The sequence below is a fragment of the Streptomyces sp. 15-116A genome (assembly GCF_025290915.1).
Lineage (GTDB): Bacteria > Actinomycetota > Actinomycetes > Streptomycetales > Streptomycetaceae > Streptomyces.
The window spans coordinates 13896-35890 of sequence record NZ_JAOCQE010000024.1; the positions used below are offsets into that span (position 1 = coordinate 13896).

A 21995-nucleotide genomic window follows, 5' to 3' on the forward strand; every position below is an offset into this window, starting at 1 on the left:
GGGAAGGTCGAAACGCACAGTCCCGAGGGAGGTCGGCCATGCCCATCGCAACGGTGAACCCGGCGAACGGCGAGACGCTCAAGACGTACGAGGCCATGGGCGAGGAGGAGATCGAGCGCCGGCTCCAGCTCGCCGAGGCCACGTTCCGTACGTACCGGACGACGAGCTTCGACGAGCGGGCCGCCCTGCTGCGCCGCGCCGCCGACCTTCTCGACGAGGACCAGCGGAGCATCGCCCAGGTGATGACCACCGAGATGGGCAAGCCGGTCAAGCAGGCCCGCGCGGAGGCCGCCAAGTGCGCCAAGGCGATGCGCTGGTACGCCGACCGCGCGGCGGATCTGCTGGCCGACGAGGAGCCCGACGCCGCCGACGTGAAGGACTCCGGTGCCTCGCGTGCCGTGGTGCGCTACCGGCCGCTGGGACCGGTGCTCGCGGTGATGCCGTGGAACTTCCCGCTGTGGCAGGTGGTGCGCTTCGCCGCGCCCGCGCTGATGGCGGGCAACGTCGGCCTGCTCAAGCACGCCTCGAACGTGCCGCAGACCGCCCTGTACCTGGAGGACCTGTTCCACCGCGCGGGCTTCACCGAGGGCTGCTTCCAGACGCTGCTCATCGGCTCCGGCGCGGTCGACGAGATCCTGCGGGACGAGCGGGTCAAGGCGGCCACCCTCACCGGCAGCGAGCCGGCGGGGCGCGCGGTGGCCTCCACCGCCGGGGAGATGATCAAGAAGACGGTGCTGGAGCTGGGCGGCAGCGACCCGTACATCGTCATGCCCTCCGCCGACGTGGACCGGGCCGCCGAGGTCGCGGTGACCGCGCGGGTGCAGAACAACGGGCAGTCCTGCATCGCCGCGAAGCGGTTCATCGTGCACACGGACGTCTACGACGCCTTCGCCGAGCGCTTCACCGAGGGCATGAAGGCGCTGAAGGTCGGCGACCCGATGGAGGAGGGCACGGACGTCGGACCGCTGGCGAGCGAACAGGGACGCAAGGACCTGGAGGAGCTGGTCGACGACGCCGTACGCGGCGGGGCGACCGTGCTGTGCGGCGGCGAGCGCCCGGAGGGGCCCGGCTGGTACTACCAGCCGACGATCCTGTCCGGGATCGGCCGCGAGATGCGCATCCACCGGGAGGAGGCGTTCGGTCCGGTGGCGACGCTGTACCGTGCGGCGGACCTGGACGAGGCGGTGCTGATCGCCAACGACTCCCTGTTCGGGCTGAGTTCGAACGTCTGGACCCGGGACGAGGCGGAAGTCGACCGGTTCGCACGGGACCTGGAGGCGGGCGGCGTGTACGTCAACGGCATGACGGCCTCGCATCCGGCGTTCCCGTTCGGCGGGGTGAAGCGGTCCGGGTACGGGCGTGAGCTGTCCGGGCACGGAATCCGCGAGTTCTGCAACATCACCACGGTTTGGCAGGGTGCGTGATGCTTCCGGGGCTACGATCCGATCTGTGAACCGCGAAGTGACTCTGCCTCTGATCGTCGACGACCGCGGGACCCTGCAGGTGGCCGCGGCCGATGTCAGCAAGCTGCTGCGGACGGTGGGTGGCCGGTGGGTGCGTCTGGTCGAGGCCGGCGAGGACGGGCTCGACGAGGACACGGTGGCGGCGCTCACCATCGAGCTGGCCAAGCTGGCCGACCGGATCGACGTGGCGTGCATCGCCCACAGCAGCGGCGGAACGCCGTAGCAGCGTGTGCTACGTCGGCTAGCAGCGTGTGCTACGTCGGCCGGTTGAGGGTCCGCCAGAACAACGACTCGTAGCTCTGCAGCAGATGGCCGTACGCGCGTGCGCGGTTCTCGTCCAGACGGCCGGTGTCCAGGGCCGCCTGGACCGCGCGCTCGGCCGTGCGGTCCAGTTCGGGGGCCGGTTCGGCGAAGAAGTCGAAGAAGCCGCACGCATCGTCGGTGAAGCCGTAGTGCGTGCGCAGGGCCCCGGCGATCGTCGCGCAGTAGCCGCCCCACGCCGAGAAGTTGGCGGTCAGGGCCAGCACGGCGTCGGCCGGTGCGGCGTTCAGGGCCAGCCAGGCGACATGGGCGGGGTAGGCCTGGCAGCCCGGCAGGGGCGTGTACGCGGACGCGCGGGCCTCGTCCACGCCGCACGCCGCGGCGAACGCGCCCAGCCGCTGCTGTGCGACCGCCTCGCCCTGGGCGAGGGCGGTGAAGTAGGCGTCCGCCTCAGGCTCGGCCGTGGACCGCAGGGCCAGGTGGAGGAACGCGCGGCGGTCGGCGGGGATCACCCACATCTGTTCCAGCGCGAGCACGGCCAGGACGTCCCGGTCCGCCTCGCCGGAGGCGATCAGCGGCACGAGGGGGTTGGACCGCGGGTCAGGGGCGAGCTCCGCGGTGATCGTCTCCAGCAGGTCCCGGGCGGTCCGTGTCATCGCGTCCTCCGTCGCGTCGGTCACCCACGAGGGTTCCCCGGAGACGGAGGAGGGGCAACCCGGCGGAAGCCGCCGGGTCGCCCCTCTTCATGCCGGTTCAGCGGATCGGCATGCCCGACAGGGTGCGGGCGATGACCAGGCGCTGGATCTCGCTGGTGCCCTCGAAGATCGTGTAGATCGCGCTGTCGCGGTGCATGCGCTCCACCGGGTACTCACGGGTGTAGCCGTTGCCGCCGAGGATCTGGATGGCCTGGGCGGTGACCTTCTTCGCGGTCTCGCTGGCGAACAGCTTGGACATCGAGCCCTCGGCCGCCGTGAACGGCTTGCCGTTGATCGCCATCCAGGAGGCACGCCAGACCAGCAGACGCGCGGCGTCGATCTGGGTGCGCATGTCGGCGAGCTGGAAGGCGACGCCCTGGTTGTCGATGATCGGGCGGCCGAACTGCTCCCGCGTCTGCGCGTAGTCCAGGGCCACCTCGTACGCGGCACGCGCGGTGCCGACCGCCATGGCGCCGACGGCCGGGCGGGACGCCTCAAACGTGGCCATCGCGGCGTTCTTCACGCGCTCGCCGCCCTGCTTGGCCTTCTCCCGGGCGCGGGCGAGGCGCTCGTCGAGCTTCTCCTTGCCGCCGAGCAGGCAGGAGCCGGGGACGCGCACGTTGTCGAGGATGACCTCGGCGGTGTGCGAGGCGCGGATGCCGTGCTTCTTGAACTTCTGGCCCTGGGACAGTCCGGGGGTGTTGGGCGGGATGATGAAGGAGGCGTGGCCCTTGGAGCCGAGCTCCGGGTCGACGACCGCGACCACCACGTGGACGTTGGCGATGCCGCCGTTGGTCGCCCAGGTCTTGGTGCCGTTGATCACCCACTCGTCCTTGGCCTCGTCGTACACGGCGCGGGTGCGCATCGAGGCCACGTCGGAGCCGGCGTCGGGCTCGGAGGAGCAGAACGCGGCGACCTTGACATCGTTGGCGTCGCCGTACATCTGCGGGATCCAGGTGCCGATCTGCTCCTCGGTGCCGTTGGCGAGGACGCCGACGGCGGCGAGGCCGGTGCCGACGATCGACAGGGCGATGCCCGCGTCGCCCCAGAACAGCTCCTCCATCGCCATGGGGATGCCGAGACCGGTGGGGTCGAAGTACTGCTGCGCATAGAAGTCGAGGGAGTAGATTCCGACCTTGGCGGCCTCCTGGATGACCGGCCAGGGAGTCTCCTCACGCTCGTCCCATTCGGCGGCGGCGGGGCGGATGACGTCGGCGGCGAAGCCGTGCAGCCAGTCCCGCACCTCCTTCTGTTCGTCGTTGAGCTCCATGGTGAACTCGGCCATGTCCCCTCCAGCGGCGGCGCACGTGCGTGTTACTTGCGGTAACCGCAGTCTGTTACCGGTGGGTAGGAAAAGTCAACTCCCGAGGACGGGTCGGCATCCCGTTCGATGTGCCAGGCCGCGTCAGTGTTAGTTTGCGCTGGCGTCACCGAACCAGCACGGGTGGGGAGAGCTCATGGACACCACACACCGGACCGATCAGCAGCGGTCCGCCGACCGCCGCAGGCGCGAGCTGCTGGAGGCCGCGGACCGGGTGGTGCTGCGCGACGGTCCGCAGGCGTCGATGAACGCGATCGCCGCGGAGGCGGGGATCACCAAGCCGATCCTGTACCGGCACTTCGGTGACAAGGGCGGGTTGTACGCGGCGCTGGCGAAGCGGCACACCGATGCGCTGCTGGACTCACTGCGGGCCGCGCTGGACGCTCCCGCGGAGCGGCGGGAGCGGGTGGAGCACACGCTGGACACGTATCTCGCGGCGATCGAGGCTCGGCCGCAGGTGTATCGGTTTCTGATGCATCCGGCGGAGGGGGCGTCGGGGGATCAGGGCTTCGATGTGGGGAAGCACTCGGCGCCGTTGTTGCGGCGGATGGGTGAGGAGCTGGCGCGGGTCATCGAGGAGCGGGTGGATCTCGGGCCGGGGTCGCAGCAGCTGGCGCGGGTGTGGGGGCATGGGATTGTCGGGATGATGCATGCGGCGGGTGACTGGTGGCTTGGTGAACGCCCCTGTTCCCGGGCGGAGTTGGTGCGGAGTCTTGCGGATCTGTTGTGGGGACGGCTTGCTGCGGCTGGGGACAAGGTCGGAGGTCCGGGGTTCTGACGGTTGGGGGGCGGCTGCGGGTCCGTTGCGGCTTGTCGCGCAGTTCCCCGCGCCCCTGAGTCAGTCACCTGGGCCGGTGCCATGAAGCTCGGGCCACTTGGCGCATGAGCCGACGATGACGCCAGCCCGTGAGGTGATCGGCGTACACGCGACCCTCCAGGTGGTCGTACTCGTGTTGCAAGCACCTCGCGAACCATCCCGTCCCATGGACCGTGATCGGCTCCCCCGTCATCGTGACGCCCTCGATCACCGCGTGGTCGTAACGCTCCGTGCCCGCTTCCAGGCCCGGCAGGGACAGGCAGCCCTCCGGGCCGCGGATCACCACTCCGTCCGCTTCCACCAGGCGCGGATTCACCACATGTCCCAGATGCCGGACATCCTCGTCGTCCGGGCAGTCGTAGACGAAGACGCGCAGCGGGACGCCGATCTGGTTCGCGGCCAGGCCCACGCCTTGTGCCGCGTACATCGTCGCGAACAAGTCCTCCACCAGGCGGGCCAGTTCCGGGCCGAAGTCGGTGACCTCGCGGCAGGGGGTGTGCAGGGTGAGGTCGCCGAGGAGGGTGAGGGGGCGGACGCGTCCGTGGACGCCGGGGATGGGGCCGTGTCGCATGGCGGTCAGAGTACGGTCCTTGCAGCAACGCCCGTCTCATGGTGGTGCCGCGGTGCCGGGGTGCTAAAGGATCTCGATAGGCTGAGGTCCACACCACGTGACCGTCAGGCGCAAGGCGCGGCGCGTACGCAAGGAGGATCGAGAACTGATGGCAGGCAACTCGGACCCGCTCACGCCGCGGGCCAAGCTGGCCGTGACCGCGGGTAAGGCGGTCGCAGCGGCATCCCGCGCCGCCGGGCGCGGCAGCGGTTCGGTGATCGGCGGCCGGGTGGCGCTGAAACTCGACCCCGACCTCCTCGCGCGGCTCGCGCAGAACCTGGACTGCGTTCTCGTCTCGGCGACCAACGGCAAGACGACCACGACGCGGCTGATCGCCGAGGCGCTGCGGGCCGCGGGGCCCGTGGTCTCCAACGCCCTCGGCGCGAACATGCCGGCCGGCATCACCTCGGCGCTCGCCGGGGGCTCGGACGCGAAGTTCGGTGTCATCGAGGTCGACGAGAAGTACCTCGCCGGCGTCGCCCGCGACACCGACCCCAAGTGCATCGCCCTGCTCAACCTCTCCCGCGACCAGCTCGACCGCGCCGCGGAGACCCGCATGCTCGCGGAGAACTGGCGTGAGGGGCTGGCCGGCTCCAAGGCCGTCATCGTCGCCAACGCCGACGACCCGCTGGTCGTGTGGGCCGCCTCCTCGTCCCCGAACGTGATCTGGGTCGCCGCCGGGCAGATGTGGAAGGACGACGCCTGGTCCTGCCCGTCCTGCGGCGGCGTGATGCAGCGCCCCGGCGACGACTGGTTCTGCGGCGAGTGCGGCTTCCGCCGGCCGACGCCGAGCTGGGCGCTGTCCGGCGACCATGTGATCGACCCGCACGGGTCGGCCTGGCCCATCCACCTCCAGCTGCCCGGGCGGGCCAACAAGGCCAACGCCGCGAGCTCCGCCGCCGTCGCCGCCGTGTTCGGCGTGCCGCCGCAGGTCGCGCTGGAGCGGATGTACCAGGTGCAGGCCGTGGCCGGGCGCTACGACGTGGTGCAGTTCCAGGGACGGGACCTGCGGCTGCTGCTGGCGAAGAACCCGGCCGGCTGGCTGGAGACCTTCTCGCTCATCGACCCGCCGCCCACCCCGGTGATCCTCTCCGTCAACGCGCGCTCCGCCGACGGCACCGACACCTCCTGGCTGTGGGACGTCGACTACACCCGGCTCACCGGGCACCCGATCTGCGTCATCGGCGACCGCAGGCTGGACCTCGCGGTACGTCTGGAAGTGGCGAACCAGCAGTTCCAGGTCTTCGAGAACCTCGACCAGGCGGTGGCGGCGTGCCCGCCGGGCCGGATCGAGGTCATCGCCAACTACACCGCCTTCCAGGACCTGCGCCGCCGCGTCGGCAACTGACAACTCAGGGGACTTTTGTGAGTGACAACAGCCTGCGGGTCGTCTGGGTCTACCCCGACCTGCTCAGCACCTACGGCGACCAGGGCAACGTACTCGTCGTGGAGCGCCGTGCGCGGCAGCGCGGCCTGGACGTGGCCCGGCTCGACGTGCGCAGCGACCAGCCGATCCCCACGTCGGGGGACATCTATCTGATCGGCGGCGGCGAGGACCGCCCGCAGCGGCTCGCGGCCGAGCGGCTACGCCGGGACGGCGGCCTGACCCGGGCCGTGGAGAACGGCGCGATCGTGTTCTCGGTGTGCGCCGGCTACCAGATCCTCGGCCACGAGTTCATCAACGACCTCGGCCAGCGCGAGCCCGGCCTGGGACTGCTCGATGTGGTCTCGGTACGGGGTGAGGGCGCGCGGTGCGTCGGCGACGTGCTGGGCGACATCGACCCGCAGCTCGGGCTGCCGCCGCTGACCGGCTTCGAGAACCACCAGGGCGTCACCCATCTGGGCCCGACGGCCCGCCCGTTCGCGCGCGTGCGGTTCGGCAACGGCAACGGCACGGGTGACGGCACGGAAGGCGCGTACAACGACACCGTGTTCGGCACCTACATGCACGGTCCGGTGCTGGCCCGCAATCCGCAGATCGCCGACCTGCTGCTGAAGCTGGCGCTGGACGTCAACGCGCTGCCGCCGACCGACGACCGGTGGTACGAGGCGCTGCGCAACGAGCGCATCGCCGCTGCTCAGCAACCCGCGTAAGAGGGTCAGTGAAGCCCGTCTGACGGCTGGTCCGCACAGGTGAGCGGGGTCGTCCAGCAGGCGGACGCGACGTGCGACCCCGCCCCCTTCTGCCGCTAGGGTGGCGGGGATCGAGCCGGACAGCGCGGTCCGGTCCCGGCCCACTTCGAGAAGGTTGTTTCGGGCTATGCGCATTGGTGTCCTCACGTCCGGCGGCGACTGCCCCGGCCTGAACGCCGTCATCCGGTCCGTCGTGCACCGTGCCGTCGCCGACCACGGCGACGAGGTCATCGGCTTCCGGGACGGCTGGAAGGGCCTCCTGGAGTGCGACTACCTCAAGCTCGACCTCGACGCGGTGAGCGGCATCCTCGCTCGCGGCGGCACGATCCTCGGCTCCTCCCGGGTCCGCCCCGAGCATCTGCGGGACGGTGTGGAGCGGGCCAAGGGGCACGTCCGTGAGCTCGGCCTCGACGCGATCATCCCGATCGGCGGGGAAGGCACGCTCAAGGCGGCCCGGCTGCTGTCCGACAACGGGCTGCCGATAGTCGGCGTGCCGAAGACCATCGACAACGACATCGCGGTCACGGACGTCACCTTCGGCTTCGACACGGCCGTGGGCGTCGCCACCGAGGCCCTGGACCGGCTGAAGACCACCGCCGAGTCCCACCAGCGGGTGCTGATCGTGGAGGTCATGGGCCGCCACACCGGCTGGATCGCACTGCACTCCGGCATGGCGGCCGGCGCGCACGCCATCGTCGTGCCCGAGCGGCCCTTCGACATCGACGAGTTGACCGCGCGGGTCGGCGAGCGGTTCTCGGCGGGCAAGCGGTTCGCGATCGTCGTCGCGGCGGAGGGGGCCAAGCCGAAGGCCGGGACGATGGACTTCGACGAGGGCGGCAAGGACATCTACGGGCACGAGCGGTTCGCCGGGATCGCGCGGCAGCTGTCCGTGGAACTGGAGTCGCGGCTCGGGAAAGAGGCGCGGCCGGTGATCCTGGGGCATGTGCAGCGGGGTGGTACGCCTACGGCGTACGACCGGGTGCTGGCCACGCGGTTCGGGTGGCATGCGGTGGAGGCCGTGCATCGCGGGGAGTTCGGGATGATGACGGCGCTGAAGGGGACGGACATCGTGATGGTGTCGTTGGCTGAGGCGGTGGAGAGGCTGAAGACGGTGCCGGAGGGGCGGTATGCCGAGGCCGAGTGTGTGTTGTAGTCCCGGGTAGAGCTCGGGTTCTGCGGTTCGTCGCGGGCTGACGGTCGTATGTGGTTGATCGCGCCCACGCGGCGGAGCCGCAAATGGATACAGCCCCGCGCCCCTGAGTTGGCTGCCCTTGCCCCCGGTCGGAAGCTCGACCGGGGGCAGTTCTACTCTGGTGCGGACACACTGCGTACAACCCCCACGAATCAGGAGCCGGTGGATGGATCACAGCGGGCACGGCATGACCATGGATCTGCCGCCGTTCACGCTGGGGCGAGGGCTCGCCTGGTCGGCGGACCCCTTCTTTCTCGTCGCCTGTCTGCTGGCGCTGGCGCTGTACGGGTGGGGGGTCGCGCGGCTGGTCCGGCGCGGGGACAAGTGGCCCGTGGGGCGGACCGTCGCGTTCGTGCTCGGGGTGCTGAGTGTCGCGCTGATGATGTGCACCAAGCTGAACGACTACGGCATGGTCATGTTCAGCGTGCACATGGTGCAGCACATGATGATCAGCATGGTGTCGCCGATCCTGGTGCTGCTCGGCGCCCCCATCACCCTGGCCCTGCGAGCCCTGCCGACGGCGGGGCGGGGGCGCAAGGGGCCGCGTGAGCTGCTGCTGATGCTGCTGCACAGCCGGTACATGCGGATCGTCACCCACCCGGTGTTCACCATTCCGCTGTTCATCGCGAGCCTGTACGGGCTGTACTTCACCCCGCTGTTCGACTTCCTGATGGGCTCCAGGGTGGGGCACATCGCGATGATGGTGCACTTCCTCGCCGTGGGGCTGGTGTTCTTCTGGCCGATCATGGGGGTCGATCCGGGCCCGCACCGGCCGGGGTATCTGATGCGGATGCTGGAGCTCTTCGCGGGCATGCCGTTCCACGCGTTCTTCGGGATCGCGCTGATGATGGCGTCCACGCCGATGATCTCGACGTTCGAGAATCCGCCGGCTTCGCTGGGGATCGACGCCCTGTCCGACCAGAACGCGGCCGGGGGCATCGCGTGGGCGTTCAGCGAGGTGCCGTCCGTGCTGGTGCTGATCGCCCTGCTGTTCCAGTGGTACGCCTCCGACCAGCGACAGGCCCGGCGCAAGGACCGCGCGGCCGACCGGGACGGGGACAAGGAGCTGGAGGCGTACAACGCCTATCTGGCCTCGCTGCACGCCCGCGGGAACTGAGCGGCGCGGAAAGCGCCCAGAAACTGGGTGTCTGAACGCATGTGCGGACGGTGTCCAGGGGGCACCATGGAGGGAACCGCATGAGGAGGGTGTTGCGATGCCCGGTTCCACGAACGGTTCCACCTCGACGAAGACCATGGGAGTGCTCACCGTGGGCGGGCTCGTCGCCGTCACGGCCTACACGGTGGCGCTCGGCAGCAACGGCTGGCTGTGGTTCGGCTGGGTCGTCCTGGGCCTGATCACCCTCGGTATGGTCGCCACGCGCAGCACCTGAGCCTCATCCTCCGAGCCGCGCCGCGGAGTGCACGCCCGGCTGGTACTTCGGCAGCCGGACGGTGATCTTCATGCCCGCGCCCACGGCGGTCTCGATGACGAGGCCGTAGTCGTCGCCGTAGACCTGGCGGAGCCGGTCGTCGACGTTGGACAGTCCGATGCCGCCCGTGGGGCTGACCTCGCGGGCGAGGATGCGTCGCAGCAGGTCGGGGTCCATTCCGGCGCCGTCGTCCTCGATGACGACCAGGGCCTCGGCGCCGGTGTCCTGAGCGGTGAGCTGAATGTGGCATTTATCCGCCTTGCCCTCCAGGCCGTGCTTCACCGCGTTCTCCACCAGGGGCTGCAGGCACAGGAACGGCAGCGCGACCGGCAGCACCTCGGGGGCGATCTGCAGGGTGACGGAGAGGCGGTCGCCGAAGCGTGCCCGTACCAGGGCCAGGTAGTGGTCGATGGCGTGCAGCTCGTCGGCGAGGGTGGTGAAGTCGCCGTGCCGGCGGAACGAGTAGCGGGTGAAGTCGGCGAACTCCAGCAGCAGCTCGCGGGCCCGCTCGGGGTCCGTGCGGACGAAGGACGCGATCACCGCGAGCGAGTTGAAGATGAAGTGCGGGGAGATCTGGGCGCGCAGGGCGCGGATCTCGGCCTCGATGAGACGGGTGCGGGACTGGTCGAGGTCGGCCAGCTCCAGCTGGACGGAGACCCAGCGGGCCACCTCCCCCGCGGCCCGGACCAGGACGGCCGAGTCCCGGGGTGCACAGGCGACCAGGGCGCCGTGCACGCGGTCGTCGACGGTGAGCGGGGCGACGACGGCCCAGCGGACGGTGCAGTTGGGGGTGTCGCAGGTGAGCGGGAAGGCCTCGCCGCGGCCGGTGTCGAGGGGGCCGGCGAGGCGTTCCATGATCTCGGTGCGGTGGTGGGAGCCGACGCCGTCCCAGACGAGGACCCGCTCGCGGTCGGTGAGGCACAGGGCGTCCGTGCCGAGCAGGGAGCGCAGTTTGCGGGCGGACTTGCGGGCGGTCTCCTCGGTGAGTCCCGCGCGGAGTGGGGGTGTGGCCAGGGAGGCGGTGTGCAGGGTCTCGAAGGTGGCGTGTTCGACGGGGGTGCCGAGGCCGGCGAGGCTGGTGGGGCGGGCGGTGCGGCGGCCCAGCCAGTATCCGGCGGCGAGCAGGGGCAGCACGGCCACCAGGAGGCCCGCGAGGAATCCGCTCATGGCGACACCTCCGTCCGCAGTTCCTCGGGCAGGTGGAAGCGGGCCAGCACGGACGCCGTGCCGGGCGGTACGCGGCCCGGGGTGGCCAGGGACACCAGGATCATGGTGAGGAAGCCCAGCGGCACCGACCAGAGGGCGGGCCAGGCGAGCAGGGCGTGCCAGGTGCCCTCGCCCGGGTAGCCGGTCATGGTCGCGGCGACCGCGAGGAAGGCGGAGCCGCCGCCCACCAGCATCCCGGCGGCGGCGCCGGGCGGGGTGAGCCGACGCCACCAGATGCCGAGGACGAGCAGCGGGCAGAACGACGAGGCGGACACGGCGAAGGCGAGCCCGACGGCGTCGGCCACGGGCAGCCCGCCGACCAGGATGCTCGCCGCGAGGGGTACGGCCATGGCGAGCACCGTGCCGAGCCGGAAGTGCCGGACACCGCGTGCGGGCAGGACGTCCTGGGTGAGGACTCCGGCGACGGCCATGGTGAGCCCGGACGCCGTGGACAGGAAGGCGGCGAAGGCGCCCCCGGCGACCAGCGCGCCGAGCAGGTCGCCGCCCACTCCCCCGATCATGCGGTCGGGCAGCAGCAGGACGGCGGCGTCCGCGTTGCCGGTGAGGGTCAGCTCGGGGGCGTACAGGCGGCCGAGGGCGCCGTACACGGGCGGCAGCAGGTAGAAGGCGCCGATCAGGCCCAGCACGGCGACGGTGGTGCGGCGGGCGGCGACTCCGTGCGGACTGGTGTAGAAGCGGACCACGACGTGCGGCAGGCCCATGGTGCCGAAGAAGGTGGCGAGGATCAGTCCGTACGTGGCGTACAGCGGGCGTTCCTCGCGGGACTCGGCGCGGGACGGGGACAGGGCATCGTCGGCGCCGCGTCCGGCGGCGGGGACCTCGGCGCCCTTGGCGAAGGTCAGGCGGGTGCCGCTGTCGATGCGGTGGGTGCCGGCGCGGAGCACGAGGTCGGTGCCGTCGTGGGTCCGGCCGTCGACCCTGCCGTCGACGGTGACGGACAGCGGTTCGTCGAGGCGGAGGTCGAGGCTGTCCTCGACCCGCACGACACGCTGCTCACGGAAGGCTGCCGGTTCGTCGAAGGCGTGGCTGGGCGCTCCGTCGCGCTGCCAGGCGAGCACCAGGAACAGCGCGGGGACGAGCAGGGCGGTGAGCTTCAGCCAGTACTGGAAGGCCTGCACGAAGGTGATGGAGCGCATGCCGCCCGCGGCGACGATGACGGTCACCACCACGGCGACGATCAGGCCGCCCAGCCAGTCGGGCGCCCCGGTGAGCACGGTGAGGGTGAGCCCGGCGCCCTGGAGCTGGGGCAGCAGGTACAGCCAGCCGACGCCGACCACGAAGGCGCCCGCGAGCCGCCGCACCGGGTACGAGGCGAGCCGGGCCTCGGCGAAGTCGGGCAGCGTGTAGGCGCCGGAGCGGCGCAGCGGGGCGGCGACGAACAGCAGCAGGACCAGATAGCCGGCGGTGTAGCCGACCGGGTACCAGAGCATGTCCGGGCCCTGGACCAGGACGAGTCCGGCGATGCCCAGGAAGGAGGCGGCGGAGAGATACTCGCCGCTGATGGCGGCGGCGTTGAGGCGGGGGCCGACGGTGCGGGAGGCGACGTAGAAGTCGGAGGTGGTGCGGGATATGCGCAGGCCGAATGCGCCCACGAGGACGGTCGCGAGGACGACCAGGGCGACGGCGGGGACGGCGTAGCTGGAGTTCACGGCCGGTGCGGTCCTGTCTCAGCGGTCCTCGACGAGCCGCACGAAGTCGCGTTCGTTGCGTTCGGCGCGGCGCACGTACCAGCGGGCGAGCAGGACCAGTGGGACGTACAGGCCGAAGCCGAGCACCGCCCATTCCAGGCGGCGGGCGTCGGGGGCGGCGGCGAAGACCAGCGGGAGCGGGCCGATCAGCAGGGCGAGGACCGCGAAGACGATGAGTCCGGTGCGCAGCTGGATGCGCATGAGGGAGCGGACGTAGGTGTGGCCGAGGGTCGTCTGCTCGTCGATCTCGGTGCGCGGCCGGTAGTAGCCGGAGGCACGCCGGGTGCGGCGGGGCGGGCCGGTGACGGTGACGCGGCGTTCGGTCGGGTCCTGTGGCATGCGGGCTCCCCTAGCTCGTGGTCCGGCGCATCAGCAGGTCCCGCAGCTCACGGGCGTGCCGCCGGCTGACCTGGAGCTCCTCGGAGCCGATCAGGACGCTCACCGTGCCGGCGTCCAGGCGCAGCTCGCCGATGTGGCGCAGGGCGACCAGATGGCGGCGGTGGATGCGGACGAAGCCGCGGGAGCGCCAGCGCTCCTCGAGGGTGGACAGCGGGATCCGTACGAGGTGGCTGCCCTTGTCGGTGTGCAGGCGGGCGTAGTCGCCCTGGGCCTCGACGTGGGTGATGTCGTCGACGGCGACGAAGCGGGTCACTCCGCCGAGTTCGACGGGTATGTGGTCGGGGTCGGGTTCGCTGACGGGGATGCGCGGGGCGGTGCCGCGCTGTGCGGCGGCCCTGCGGACCGCTTCGGCCAGCCGTTCCTTGCGCACGGGCTTGAGGACGTAGTCGACCGCCTTGAGGTCGAAGGCCCGCACGGCGAAGTCCTCGTGGGCGGTGACGAACACGACGAGCGGCGGCCGGGCGAAGCCGGTGAGCAGCCGGGCGAGGTCGAGTCCGTCGAGGCCGGGCATCTGGATGTCGAGGAAGACCACGTCGATGGCCTCAGGCCCGTCAGGTCCCGACTCCAGGGCGCGGTTGATGCGACGCAGCGCCTCGGTCGCGTCGCCGGCGCCCTCGGCGCTGCCGATGCGCGGGTCCGCGTTCAGCAGGTACAGCAGTTCCTCCAGCGAGGGGCGTTCGTCGTCGACGGCCAGGGCGCGCAGCATGAAGCGGAGTGTAGGGGCGAGGTCCGCGTCCGGTACATGGCCGGACGTGGGCTTCTCCCGCCGGGCACGGTGGTGCGGCGCGCTGGATACAGTGCCCGCATGAGCAGCAGGCCCGCGTCGTTCGACGAGCTCGACCGGAAGATCGTCACCGCCCTGATGGCGAACGCGCGCACGTCCTTCGCCGAGATCGGCGCGGCGATCGGGCTGTCGTCGACGGCCGTCAAGCGCCGGGTGGACCGGTTGCGCGAGACCGGGGTGATCACCGGTTTCACGGCGACCGTGCGGCCCTCCGCGCTGGGCTGGCGCACGGAGGCGTACGTCGAGGTGTACTGCGAGGGCGCGGCGCCGCCGAGGCGGCTGGCGGAGGTGGTGCGCGCCTATCCGGAGATCGCCGCGGCGATGACGGTGACCGGGGGCGCGGACGCGTTGCTGCATGTGCGGGCGCGGGACGTGGAGCACTTCGAGGAGGTGCTCGAACGCATCCGTGCGGAGCCGTTCATCCGGAAGACGATCAGTGTGATGGTGCTGTCCCATCTGCTGCCGGACAGTCCTGAGGCCGGGGCGAGCCAGCTCGCCCCGGACGGCGCAGCGGACGTGCGCTGAGCTGTCGGGATGCGCAGGATTGCTGCGTGAAGACGCAGCTCTTGTTCCTTGTCGTCCCTCGGCATGGCTTCCTAACGTGGAGTCATCCCTAGTCGACAGCGCGTGGAAGCGGAGGAACCCCTTCGTGCCCGACTCCCGTGTGGCGTCCCGGCGGCGATACCTCGTCTGTGAACCCAGATACTTCGCCGTGCGGTACGCGATCAATCCCTGGATGCATCCTGACCGTCCCGTCGACGTCTCGCTCGCCCAGCGGCAGTGGCGGACGCTCGTCGACACCTACCGTGCCCACGGTCATACCGTGGAGACCGTGGAGCCGGTGCCCGCTCTGCCCGACATGGTGTTCGCCGCGAACGCGGCGGTCGTCGTGGAGGGCCGGGTGCTCGGCTCGCTGTTCCACGCGCCCGAGCGGCGCCCGGAGTCCGTGCCGTACGAGTCCTGGTTCAAGGCGGAGGGCTTCGACGTCCGCGAGCCCGAGTCGGTGTGCGAGGGCGAGGGCGATCTGGTGCCGGCCGGGCGCTGGATCCTCGCGGGCACCGGCTTCCGGACCACCCGGGAGGCGCATCGCGAGGCGCAGGAGTTCTTCGGGGTGCCGGTGATCAGCCTGACGCTGGTGGATCCGTACTTCTACCACCTGGACACGGCGCTGTTCGTGCTGGACGGTGAGAACGTCGCGTACTACCCGGAGGCGTTCTCGCCCGGCAGCCGTGAAGTGCTGGAGCGGCTGTACCCGGAGGCGGTGATCGCCACCCGTGAGGACGCGATGGCCTTCGGTCTGAACTCCGTCTCCGACGGACGCCATGTGTTCATCTCGCCGGGGGCGACGGCCCTCGCCGCTCAGCTCGCCGGCCGCGGCTATGTCCCCGTCCCCGTCGACCTGTCCGAGTTCCACAAGGCAGGCGGCGGTATCAAGTGCTGCACTCAGGAGATCCGCTCATGACCTCTGTCGCCCACCCGCGTTCCTCCGCCGAGCTGATCGGCGCGGAGGAGCCGGTTCTCGCGCACAACTACCATCCGCTGCCCGTGGTCGTGGCCCGCGCGGAGGGCACCTGGGTGGAGGACGTGGAGGGCCGCCGCTATCTCGACATGCTGGCCGGCTACTCGGCGCTGAACTTCGGCCACCGGCACCCGGCGCTGATCGAGGCGGCGCACCGCCAGCTGGACCGGCTGACCCTCACCTCGCGCGCGTTCCACAACGACCGGCTCGCCGAGTTCGCCGAGCGGCTCGCCGCGCTGATCGGGCTCGACATGGTGCTGCCCATGAACACCGGCGCGGAGGCGGTGGAGAGCGCGGTGAAGGTGGCCCGCAAGTGGGCCTACGACGTCAAGGGCGTCCCGGACGGCCGGGCGACGATCGTGGTCGCGGCGGACAACTTCCACGGCCGGACAACGACGATCGTCAGCTTCTCGACGGACGACGTCGCGCGGACGGGCTTCGGCCCCTTCACGCCCGGCTTCCGGATCGTGCCGTACAACGACCTGGCAGCGATGGAAGCGGCGATCGACGAGACCACGGCGGCGGTGCTGATCGAGCCGATCCAGGGCGAGGCGGGGGTGAACATCCCCGACGACGGCTATCTGGCGGGCGTGCGGGAGCTGACCCGCCGGGCCGGATGCCTGTTCGTCGCCGACGAGATCCAGTCGGGTCTCGGCCGCACCGGTCGCACGCTGGCCGTGGAGCACGAGTCGGTCGTGCCGGACGTGGTGCTGCTCGGCAAGGCGCTGGGCGGCGGGATCGTCCCGGTGTCGGCGGTGGTGGCCCGGCGCGAGGTGCTCCAGGTGCTGCACCCCGGTGAGCACGGCTCCACCTTCGGCGGCAATCCACTGGCCGCCGCGGTGGGCACGGCGGTGCTGGACCTGCTGGAGACGGGCGAGTTCCAGCGCCGGGCGGCGGAGCTGGGCGTGGTGCTGCGCGGGGGGCTGGAGTCCCTGGTCGGCAAGGGCGTCGTGCGCTTCCGCGCGCGGGGACTGTGGGCCGGTGTCGACATCGACCCGTCCCTGGGCACCGGCCGCGACATCAGCGAACGCCTGATGCGGGAGGGCATCCTCGTAAAGGACACCCACGGCTCGACGATCCGCCTGGCCCCGCCCCTGACGATCACGGCGGACGAGTTGCAGGGCGCCCTCGGCACGCTGGAGAAGGTGCTCGCCCAGGGCGCCTGAGAGCCCTCCGGCCGCCTCCAGCCGCACCCCGACGGCCGTATCACCTCATGAGACCGCATCTCACCCGAAGCGCCCCGTTTCCGGGCAAGGGTGAAGATTGAGGCATGAGGTGGTAGACCACTCTCAGGCGACAGAGAGGTCGGCCGTGGGCGGACACAAGGAGCAGGACGTGGCCCGGCAGGGGTTCGACGTGGCCGACGCCGCTCCCCTGTTGCTCGATCCGCAGGGCGTGGTGGCGAGCTGGACCGCCCCGGCCGAGCGGCTGCTGGGGTACCCGGCGTCCGAGGCGGTCGGCCGGAAGCTGGCCGAGCTGCTGACCGCCGAGGACGCCGAGCGGGTGCCGGAGCTCGTCGAACGGTGCCGGACGCGCGGCGGCTGGACCGGGCCGCTGAGGGTCCGGCACCGGGACGGGCGGCCCGTCGGCCTCCTGGCGCGGGTCACGCCGACGGTGGGACCGCGGGGCCGTTCATCGCTGCTGGTCCTGCTGTCCTCGCCGGCCCGCGCCTCCGGGTGGGCCACGAGCCGCACGGTGCTGGAGCAGTTGGTCGCCGGATCGCCGATCGGGATCGCAATCGTGGACACGGACCTCAGGTTCGTGTGGTGCAACGCCGCGCTGGAGCAGTTCGGCGGCGGAGGCACCGAGCAGCGCCTCGGGCTGCGGTTCGCCGACATCCAGCCGGGTCTGGACGCCGACGCCGTCGAGGACCGGATGCGGCATGTGCTGGCGACCGGGGAGCCGGTGGTCGGCTACGAGCACGTCGGCCGCATCCGCTCGGCGCCACTGCGCCAGACCGCGCACATGATGTCGTTCAACCGCCTCGACGACGAGCGGGGCCGTCCGATGGGCGTGTACTACACGGTCGTCGACATCACCGAGCGGCACCGCGCCCGTCAGCGCCTCGCGCTGCTCGACCGGGCCGGCGAGCACATCGGCCGCTCCCTGGACATCATGCGCACCGCGCAGGAGCTGGCCGATGTGACGGTGCCGGGGCTCGCGGACGTGGTCACGGTGGATCTGCTGGAGACCGTGCTGCGGGGCGCCGAGCTGCCGCCGGGACCGCTCGCGGGGACCGACACCGTGGCGCTGCGCCGCGCGGGTCAGCAGGCGTCACAGGGGGAGCTGCCGCGGACGGTGGTGGAGATCGGTGACGTGGCGGCCTATCTGGCCGGTTCGCCGCCGGTGCGCTGTCTGACCTCGGGCCGCTCCTGGCGCCAGGACGAGCTGACGCCGCTCGCCCTCGAATGGGCCGTGGGCACGGGGGGCGACCGGGAGAACACCTTCCTGGAGCTGGGACTGCAGAGCGTGATGATCGTGCCGATCCGCGCCCGTGGCGTCACGCTGGGAGTGACGACGTTCTTCCGGCGCCACCGCCAGGAGCCCTTCGACCGGGACGACATGCATCTGGCCGAGGAACTGGTGGCGCGCGCCGCCCTCTGCGTGGACAACGCCCGCCGCTACACCCGGGAGCGGGACGCCGCGCTGGTCCTGCAGCGCAGCCTGCTCCCGCGCCGGCTGCCCGAGCAGGACGCCGTGGAGGTGTCCGCCTGCTACCGCCCGGCCGACGAGCTGACCGGCCTGGGCGGCGACTGGTACGACCTGATCCCGCTGTCCGGGGCGCGGGTCGCGCTGGTCGTCGGGGAGGTCCCCGGGCACGGCATCGACGCCGCCGCGGCGATGGGCAGGCTGCGGACGGCGGTGCGGACGCTGGCCGCGCTGGATCTGCCGCCCGAGGAGGTGCTGGCGCACCTGGACGACCTGGTGGCCCGCTCGGCGCGGGACGAGGACCCCGGGGCGGAGGCCGTCGGCCCCTACGGCCAGGACGTGGGGTCCGGCTGTGTGTACGTCGTCTACGACCCGGTGGAGGGCCGGTGCACGATGGCCGCCGCGGGACATCCCGCGCCCGCCGTGGTGACGCCCGGCGGCACGGTCACCTTCGTCGAACTGCCGCAGGGGCCGGCGCTCGGGGTGGGCGGGCCGCCGTTCGAGTCGGTGGAGCTGACCCTGGACGAGGGCAGCACGCTCGCGCTGCACACCGACGGGCTGCTGGCCCACGAGGGCCGTGGCGAGGGCGAGGACGGGGGTACGACCCGGACCGCCGGCACCGGACCGGAGCGGCTGCGCGCGGCGCTCGCGGAGCGCGCGACCACGCTCGACCGGCAGTGCCGGGCCGTCGTGGACGCGCTGGCTCCCGCCCGTCCCTACGACGACGTGGCGCTCCTGATGGCCCGCACCCGGCGGCTGGCGCCCGGTCAGGTGGCCGTCTGGGACCTGCCCGCGGACCCGGCGGTCGTGGCCGAGGCCCGCAGGACAACCACCCGGCAGCTGACCGAGTGGGGGCTGGAGGACCTGGTCTTCACCACGGAGCTGGTGGTGAGCGAGCTGGTCACCAACGCCATCCGGTACGCCGGCGGCCCGGTCCGGCTGCGGCTGATCCGCGAACGGGCCCTGGTGTGCGAGGTCTTCGACGGCGGCGCCACCGCGCCCCATCTGCGCCATCCGCGCGCCATGGACGAGGGCGGCCGGGGGCTGCTGCTGGTGTCCCAGCTGGCCCAGCGGTGGGGCACCCGCTTCGTCGCCGACGGGAAGATCATCTGGGCCGAGCAGTCCCTGACCGGACCGGCCGAGTGAGCGAGGGGTGACGGTGGCCATGAGCGAGCCGGTGATCGACTACGAGGCGGTGTACCAGTCGCTGCCCGGCATGGTGGCGCTGCTCACCCCCGAGCTGGTGTACGCCGACGTCAACGCGGCGTACGAGCGCGGCAGCGGGCACTCCTCCGCGGACCTGGTGGGCCGCTTCGTGTTCGACGTCTTCCCGGACAATCCGAACGACCCGGAGGTCACCGGCGCGCGTTCCCTGCGCACCTCGCTGCTGCGCGTGCTGGCCACCGGCGAACGCGATTCGATGCCGCTGCAGCGCTACGACGTGGAGGACCCGCACGAGCCCGGCGTGTGGCGGGAACGCTACTGGAGCACGGTGAACACCCCGCTGCTCGACACCGAGGGCAAGGTCGTGCTCATCGTGCACCGGGTCGAGGAGGTCACCGAGCTGATACGGGCCCGCGGCACCCCGGAACCGGGCCGTACCGAGGTCATGGAGGCCGACCTGTACACACGGGCCCGGGAGCTGCAGGAACTCAACGACCGGCTGCGCCGGGCCCACGCCGAGGAGCGGGAGGTGGCGCTGTCGCTCCAGGAGGCGATGCTGCCCGCCCGCCGGCAGGTCCGGCACCAGGGCACCGCTGTCCGCTACCGGCCCGCGGCGGGCTCCCTCAACGTCTGCGGCGACTGGTACGACATGGTCGACCTGGTGGACGGACACCGGATCGGCGTGTCCGTGGGCGATGTGGTCGGGCACGGCCTGGAGGCGGCCGGTGTCATGGGCCAGCTGCGCAGCGCGCTCAGCGCCGCCTCACGCGTCGCCGCGGGACCTTCGGAGGCGCTGAACGTCGTCGGGCGGTACGCCCACGTCGTGGACGGCGCGGAGTCGGCGACCGTGGTCACCACGTTCATCGACTTCGACGCGCACACCATCCGCTACAGCAGCGCCGGTCATCCCCCGCCCGTGCTGGTGCATCCCGACGGCCGGGTGGAGTTCCTCGACCGGGCGACCGACCCGCCGCTCGACGCCCGCCCCGACCCCCGGCCACGGCCCGAGGCGGCGACGACGTTCACTCCCGGGGCGACCCTCGTGCTCTACACCGACGGTCTGATCGAACGGCGCCGGGAGGACATCGACGTCGGGCTGCGGCGGCTCGCCGAGGCGGTGTGCCGGCACCGGACGCGGGATCCTGAGCCGCTCGCGGACATCGTCCTCCAGGAGCTGCTGCCGCCGGGCGGCGCCACGGACGACACGGCCCTGGTCGTCGTGCGGCTGTGAGGGTACGGCTGTGACGGCCGGCGGCGTGCCCGGCTCAGGCGCGTGAGGCATCCAGGCGGGCCACGTGGTCGACGTTGAGCCGGTCGTCGGCGTCGTCGCTGGGCGCGCCGGCGAACCAGGCGTCGAGGATCTCCTTCAGCAGCGGCTCGGAGGTCAGCCGCAGGCTCAGCGCCAGCACGTTGGCGTCGTTCCAGCGGCGCGCTCCGTCCGCCGTGTAGGCGTCGGTGCACAGGGCGGCCCGCACGCCGGGCACCTTGTTCGCGGCGATGGAGGCCCCCGTGCCGGTCCAGCAGCACACCACCGCCTGGTCCGCGGTGCCGTCGGCGACCTCGCGGACGGCGGCCTCGGTGCAGGCGGCCCACTGGGTGTCGTCCCCGGGGCTCAGCGCGCCGTGCGGACGCACCTCGTGACCCCGCTCGCGCAGCTCGGCGAGGAGCGCCCGGGCCACGGGTTCGTCCATGTCGGAGGAGACGGAGATCCTCATGGTCCGGAGCCTACTCGGCGCCCGCGCCGCCCGCACACGTCCCTCCGTCCCATCCGCTGACGGGCGTTCAGACCCGGACGTAGACTGGCACCCCTACGACGTGCCGGTTGACCTGCTGGAACGCGGTGGACGCGGTGTCCGCCAGAGTCGAGGAGCGTGCCCTTGTTCTACTACCTGCTCAAATACGTGCTGCTGGGCCCGCTGCTGAGACTGGTCTTCCGGCCGCGAATAGAGGGCCTCGAGCACGTTCCGTCGAGCGGAGCGGCCATCGTCGCGGGCAACCATCTGTCGTTCTCGGACCACTTCCTGATGCCCGCGGTGCTCAAACGGCGCATCACCTTCCTGGCCAAGGCCGAGTACTTCACCGGCCCCGGCATCAAGGGCCGGCTGACCGCGTTCTTCTTCCACAGCGCGGGCCAGATCCCGGTGGACCGCTCCGGCAAGGAGGCGGGTCAGGCGGCGATCCGCGAGGGCCTCGGCGTACTGAGCAAGGGCGAACTCCTCGGCATCTACCCGGAGGGCACCCGGTCGCACGACGGCCGCCTGTACAAGGGCAAGGTGGGCGTCGCGGTGATGGCGCTCAAGGCCGGCGTCCCGGTGATCCCCTGCGCGATGATCGGCACGTTCGAGGCCCAGCCGCCCGGGAAGGTCGTCCCCCGCATCCACCCGGTGCGGATCCGCTTCGGCGAGCCCCTCGACTTCTCGCGCTACGCCGGCATGGAGAACGAGAAGGCGGTGCTGCGCGCCGTCACCGACGAGATCATGTACGCGATTCTCGCCCTGTCCGGCCAGGAGTACGTCGACAAGTACGCGGCGGTCGCCAAGGCCGAGGAGACCGGGCGGAAGGGCACGGCCGAGGAGAAGCGGCGGTTCCGCCGGGCACCCCAGGGCTGAGGGCGGACAGAGGCGAGGGGCGGCCGGGGATGTC

At 71.6% G+C, this 21995-nt stretch carries 22 protein-coding genes; 14 read left to right on the forward strand and 8 right to left on the reverse strand.

Annotation, left to right across the window (positions count from 1 at the left end; genetic code table 11):
* Positions 1–38 precede the first annotated feature (38 nt).
* The gene (locus N4P33_RS07225) at positions 39–1424 is read left to right on the forward strand and encodes an NADP-dependent succinic semialdehyde dehydrogenase (RefSeq protein WP_260825464.1); all 1386 of its coding nucleotides are present in this window, start codon (positions 39–41) and stop codon (positions 1422–1424) included.
* A gap of 25 nt (positions 1425–1449) precedes the next feature.
* Complete coding sequence (locus N4P33_RS07230; RefSeq protein ID WP_190096812.1) at positions 1450–1686, forward strand: DUF6213 family protein; 237 nt, start codon at positions 1450–1452, stop codon at positions 1684–1686.
* A 31-nt stretch (positions 1687–1717) separates the two neighbouring features.
* Here the strand turns inward: N4P33_RS07230 and N4P33_RS07235 are convergent, their stop codons facing one another.
* The gene (locus N4P33_RS07235; RefSeq protein ID WP_260825492.1) at positions 1718–2380 is read right to left on the reverse strand and encodes a transcriptional regulator; all 663 of its coding nucleotides are present in this window, start codon (positions 2378–2380) and stop codon (positions 1718–1720) included.
* A gap of 97 nt (positions 2381–2477) precedes the next feature.
* Positions 2478–3704, reverse strand: a complete 1227-nt coding sequence (locus tag N4P33_RS07240) for an acyl-CoA dehydrogenase family protein (protein WP_260825465.1) — start codon at positions 3702–3704, stop codon at positions 2478–2480.
* 172 nt (positions 3705–3876) lie between these two features.
* On the opposite strand from N4P33_RS07240, the gene N4P33_RS07245 reads away from it, so the two are divergent.
* Positions 3877–4518 carry a TetR/AcrR family transcriptional regulator gene (locus N4P33_RS07245; protein ID WP_260825466.1) on the forward strand — a complete coding sequence of 214 codons (642 nt, stop codon included), beginning with the start codon at positions 3877–3879 and terminating at the stop codon, positions 4516–4518.
* A gap of 64 nt (positions 4519–4582) precedes the next feature.
* Here N4P33_RS07245 and def read toward each other — a convergent pair whose 3' ends face one another.
* Positions 4583–5128, reverse strand: coding sequence for a peptide deformylase (gene def, locus N4P33_RS07250; protein ID WP_260825467.1), 546 nt, complete (start codon positions 5126–5128; stop codon positions 4583–4585).
* Between the two features lie 148 nt (positions 5129–5276).
* On the opposite strand from def, the gene N4P33_RS07255 reads away from it, so the two are divergent.
* The 5 genes from N4P33_RS07255 (at position 5277) to N4P33_RS07275 (ending at position 9883) form a co-directional block, all read left to right on the forward strand.
* Positions 5277–6515, forward strand: a complete 1239-nt coding sequence (locus N4P33_RS07255; protein ID WP_260825468.1) for a MurT ligase domain-containing protein — start codon at positions 5277–5279, stop codon at positions 6513–6515.
* Between the two features lie 17 nt (positions 6516–6532).
* Positions 6533–7261 carry a type 1 glutamine amidotransferase gene (locus N4P33_RS07260; RefSeq protein ID WP_260825469.1) on the forward strand — a complete coding sequence of 243 codons (729 nt, stop codon included), beginning with the start codon at positions 6533–6535 and terminating at the stop codon, positions 7259–7261.
* Between the two features lie 166 nt (positions 7262–7427).
* Positions 7428–8453, forward strand: a complete 1026-nt coding sequence (locus N4P33_RS07265; RefSeq protein ID WP_260825470.1) for a 6-phosphofructokinase — start codon at positions 7428–7430, stop codon at positions 8451–8453.
* A gap of 205 nt (positions 8454–8658) precedes the next feature.
* Positions 8659–9609 (forward strand): cytochrome c oxidase assembly protein, encoded by a 951-nt coding sequence (locus N4P33_RS07270; RefSeq protein ID WP_260825471.1) that lies wholly within the window; start codon positions 8659–8661, stop codon positions 9607–9609.
* A 97-nt stretch (positions 9610–9706) separates the two neighbouring features.
* Positions 9707–9883 (forward strand): membrane protein, encoded by a 177-nt coding sequence (locus N4P33_RS07275; protein ID WP_030865508.1) that lies wholly within the window; start codon positions 9707–9709, stop codon positions 9881–9883.
* Positions 9884–9886: 3 nt separating this feature from the next.
* On the opposite strand, the gene N4P33_RS07280 is transcribed toward N4P33_RS07275, so the two are convergent.
* The 4 genes from N4P33_RS07280 to N4P33_RS07295 are packed head-to-tail and all read right to left on the reverse strand — an operon-like array spanning position 9887 to position 13942.
* On the reverse strand, positions 9887–11089 hold the full coding sequence (locus N4P33_RS07280) for a sensor histidine kinase (protein WP_260825472.1): 1203 nt from the start codon (positions 11087–11089) through the stop codon (positions 9887–9889).
* Complete coding sequence (locus N4P33_RS07285) at positions 11086–12798, reverse strand: cation acetate symporter (RefSeq protein ID WP_260825473.1); 1713 nt, start codon at positions 12796–12798, stop codon at positions 11086–11088. Before N4P33_RS07285 ends, N4P33_RS07280 begins: the two co-directional genes overlap by 4 nt.
* An 18-nt stretch (positions 12799–12816) precedes the next feature.
* Positions 12817–13176: a hypothetical protein gene (locus N4P33_RS07290; RefSeq protein WP_260825474.1), complete on the reverse strand. Its 360-nt coding sequence runs from the start codon at positions 13174–13176 to the stop codon at positions 12817–12819.
* A 10-nt stretch (positions 13177–13186) separates the two neighbouring features.
* Positions 13187–13942, reverse strand: coding sequence for a LytTR family DNA-binding domain-containing protein (locus N4P33_RS07295; RefSeq protein ID WP_260825475.1), 756 nt, complete (start codon positions 13940–13942; stop codon positions 13187–13189).
* Between the two features lie 99 nt (positions 13943–14041).
* Here N4P33_RS07295 and N4P33_RS07300 point away from each other — a divergent pair, with 99 nt between their 5' ends.
* The 5 genes from N4P33_RS07300 to N4P33_RS07320 all read left to right on the forward strand — a co-directional run bounded on the left by N4P33_RS07300 (position 14042) and on the right by N4P33_RS07320 (position 20583).
* Complete coding sequence (locus tag N4P33_RS07300; protein ID WP_260825476.1) at positions 14042–14545, forward strand: Lrp/AsnC family transcriptional regulator; 504 nt, start codon at positions 14042–14044, stop codon at positions 14543–14545.
* Between the two features lie 124 nt (positions 14546–14669).
* Complete coding sequence (ddaH, locus tag N4P33_RS07305; protein ID WP_260825477.1) at positions 14670–15482, forward strand: dimethylargininase; 813 nt, start codon at positions 14670–14672, stop codon at positions 15480–15482.
* The gene (gene rocD, locus N4P33_RS07310) at positions 15479–16705 is read left to right on the forward strand and encodes an ornithine--oxo-acid transaminase (RefSeq protein WP_260825478.1); all 1227 of its coding nucleotides are present in this window, start codon (positions 15479–15481) and stop codon (positions 16703–16705) included. The genes ddaH and rocD overlap by 4 nt, the downstream gene beginning before the upstream one ends.
* 145 nt (positions 16706–16850) lie before the next feature.
* Positions 16851–19334 carry a SpoIIE family protein phosphatase gene (locus N4P33_RS07315; RefSeq protein ID WP_260825479.1) on the forward strand — a complete coding sequence of 828 codons (2484 nt, stop codon included), beginning with the start codon at positions 16851–16853 and terminating at the stop codon, positions 19332–19334.
* 19 nt (positions 19335–19353) lie between these two features.
* Complete coding sequence (locus N4P33_RS07320) at positions 19354–20583, forward strand: PP2C family protein-serine/threonine phosphatase (RefSeq protein ID WP_260825480.1); 1230 nt, start codon at positions 19354–19356, stop codon at positions 20581–20583.
* A gap of 34 nt (positions 20584–20617) precedes the next feature.
* Here N4P33_RS07320 and N4P33_RS07325 read toward each other — a convergent pair whose 3' ends face one another.
* Entirely contained in the window at positions 20618–21067 is a 450-nt protein-coding gene (locus tag N4P33_RS07325; protein WP_260825481.1) for an RpiB/LacA/LacB family sugar-phosphate isomerase, read from the reverse strand.
* A gap of 162 nt (positions 21068–21229) precedes the next feature.
* On the opposite strand from N4P33_RS07325, the gene N4P33_RS07330 reads away from it, so the two are divergent.
* Entirely contained in the window at positions 21230–21961 is a 732-nt protein-coding gene (locus N4P33_RS07330; protein WP_260825482.1) for a 1-acyl-sn-glycerol-3-phosphate acyltransferase, read from the forward strand.
* The last annotated feature ends 34 nt before the right edge of the window (positions 21962–21995 follow it).

Excerpts from the sequence above, each read along its gene's own strand:
- N4P33_RS07225 (WP_260825464.1), top strand. The coding sequence starts at position 39 with ATGCCCATCGCAACGGTGAACCCGGCGAACGGCGAGACGCTCAAGACG.
- N4P33_RS07235 (WP_260825492.1), bottom strand. The coding sequence starts at position 2,380 with ATGACACGGACCGCCCGGGACCTGCTGGAGACGATCACCGCGGAGCTC.
- N4P33_RS07240 (WP_260825465.1), bottom strand. The coding sequence starts at position 3,704 with ATGGCCGAGTTCACCATGGAGCTCAACGACGAACAGAAGGAGGTGCGG.
- N4P33_RS07245 (WP_260825466.1), top strand. The coding sequence starts at position 3,877 with ATGGACACCACACACCGGACCGATCAGCAGCGGTCCGCCGACCGCCGC.
- def (WP_260825467.1), bottom strand. The coding sequence starts at position 5,128 with ATGCGACACGGCCCCATCCCCGGCGTCCACGGACGCGTCCGCCCCCTC.
- N4P33_RS07255 (WP_260825468.1), top strand. The coding sequence starts at position 5,277 with ATGGCAGGCAACTCGGACCCGCTCACGCCGCGGGCCAAGCTGGCCGTG.
- N4P33_RS07265 (WP_260825470.1), top strand. The coding sequence starts at position 7,428 with ATGCGCATTGGTGTCCTCACGTCCGGCGGCGACTGCCCCGGCCTGAAC.
- N4P33_RS07270 (WP_260825471.1), top strand. The coding sequence starts at position 8,659 with ATGGATCACAGCGGGCACGGCATGACCATGGATCTGCCGCCGTTCACG.
- N4P33_RS07275 (WP_030865508.1), top strand. The coding sequence starts at position 9,707 with ATGCCCGGTTCCACGAACGGTTCCACCTCGACGAAGACCATGGGAGTG.
- N4P33_RS07280 (WP_260825472.1), bottom strand. The coding sequence starts at position 11,089 with ATGAGCGGATTCCTCGCGGGCCTCCTGGTGGCCGTGCTGCCCCTGCTC.
- N4P33_RS07290 (WP_260825474.1), bottom strand. The coding sequence starts at position 13,176 with ATGCCACAGGACCCGACCGAACGCCGCGTCACCGTCACCGGCCCGCCC.
- N4P33_RS07295 (WP_260825475.1), bottom strand. The coding sequence starts at position 13,942 with ATGCTGCGCGCCCTGGCCGTCGACGACGAACGCCCCTCGCTGGAGGAA.
- N4P33_RS07300 (WP_260825476.1), top strand. The coding sequence starts at position 14,042 with ATGAGCAGCAGGCCCGCGTCGTTCGACGAGCTCGACCGGAAGATCGTC.
- rocD (WP_260825478.1), top strand. The coding sequence starts at position 15,479 with ATGACCTCTGTCGCCCACCCGCGTTCCTCCGCCGAGCTGATCGGCGCG.
- N4P33_RS07320 (WP_260825480.1), top strand. The coding sequence starts at position 19,354 with ATGAGCGAGCCGGTGATCGACTACGAGGCGGTGTACCAGTCGCTGCCC.
- N4P33_RS07325 (WP_260825481.1), bottom strand. The coding sequence starts at position 21,067 with ATGAGGATCTCCGTCTCCTCCGACATGGACGAACCCGTGGCCCGGGCG.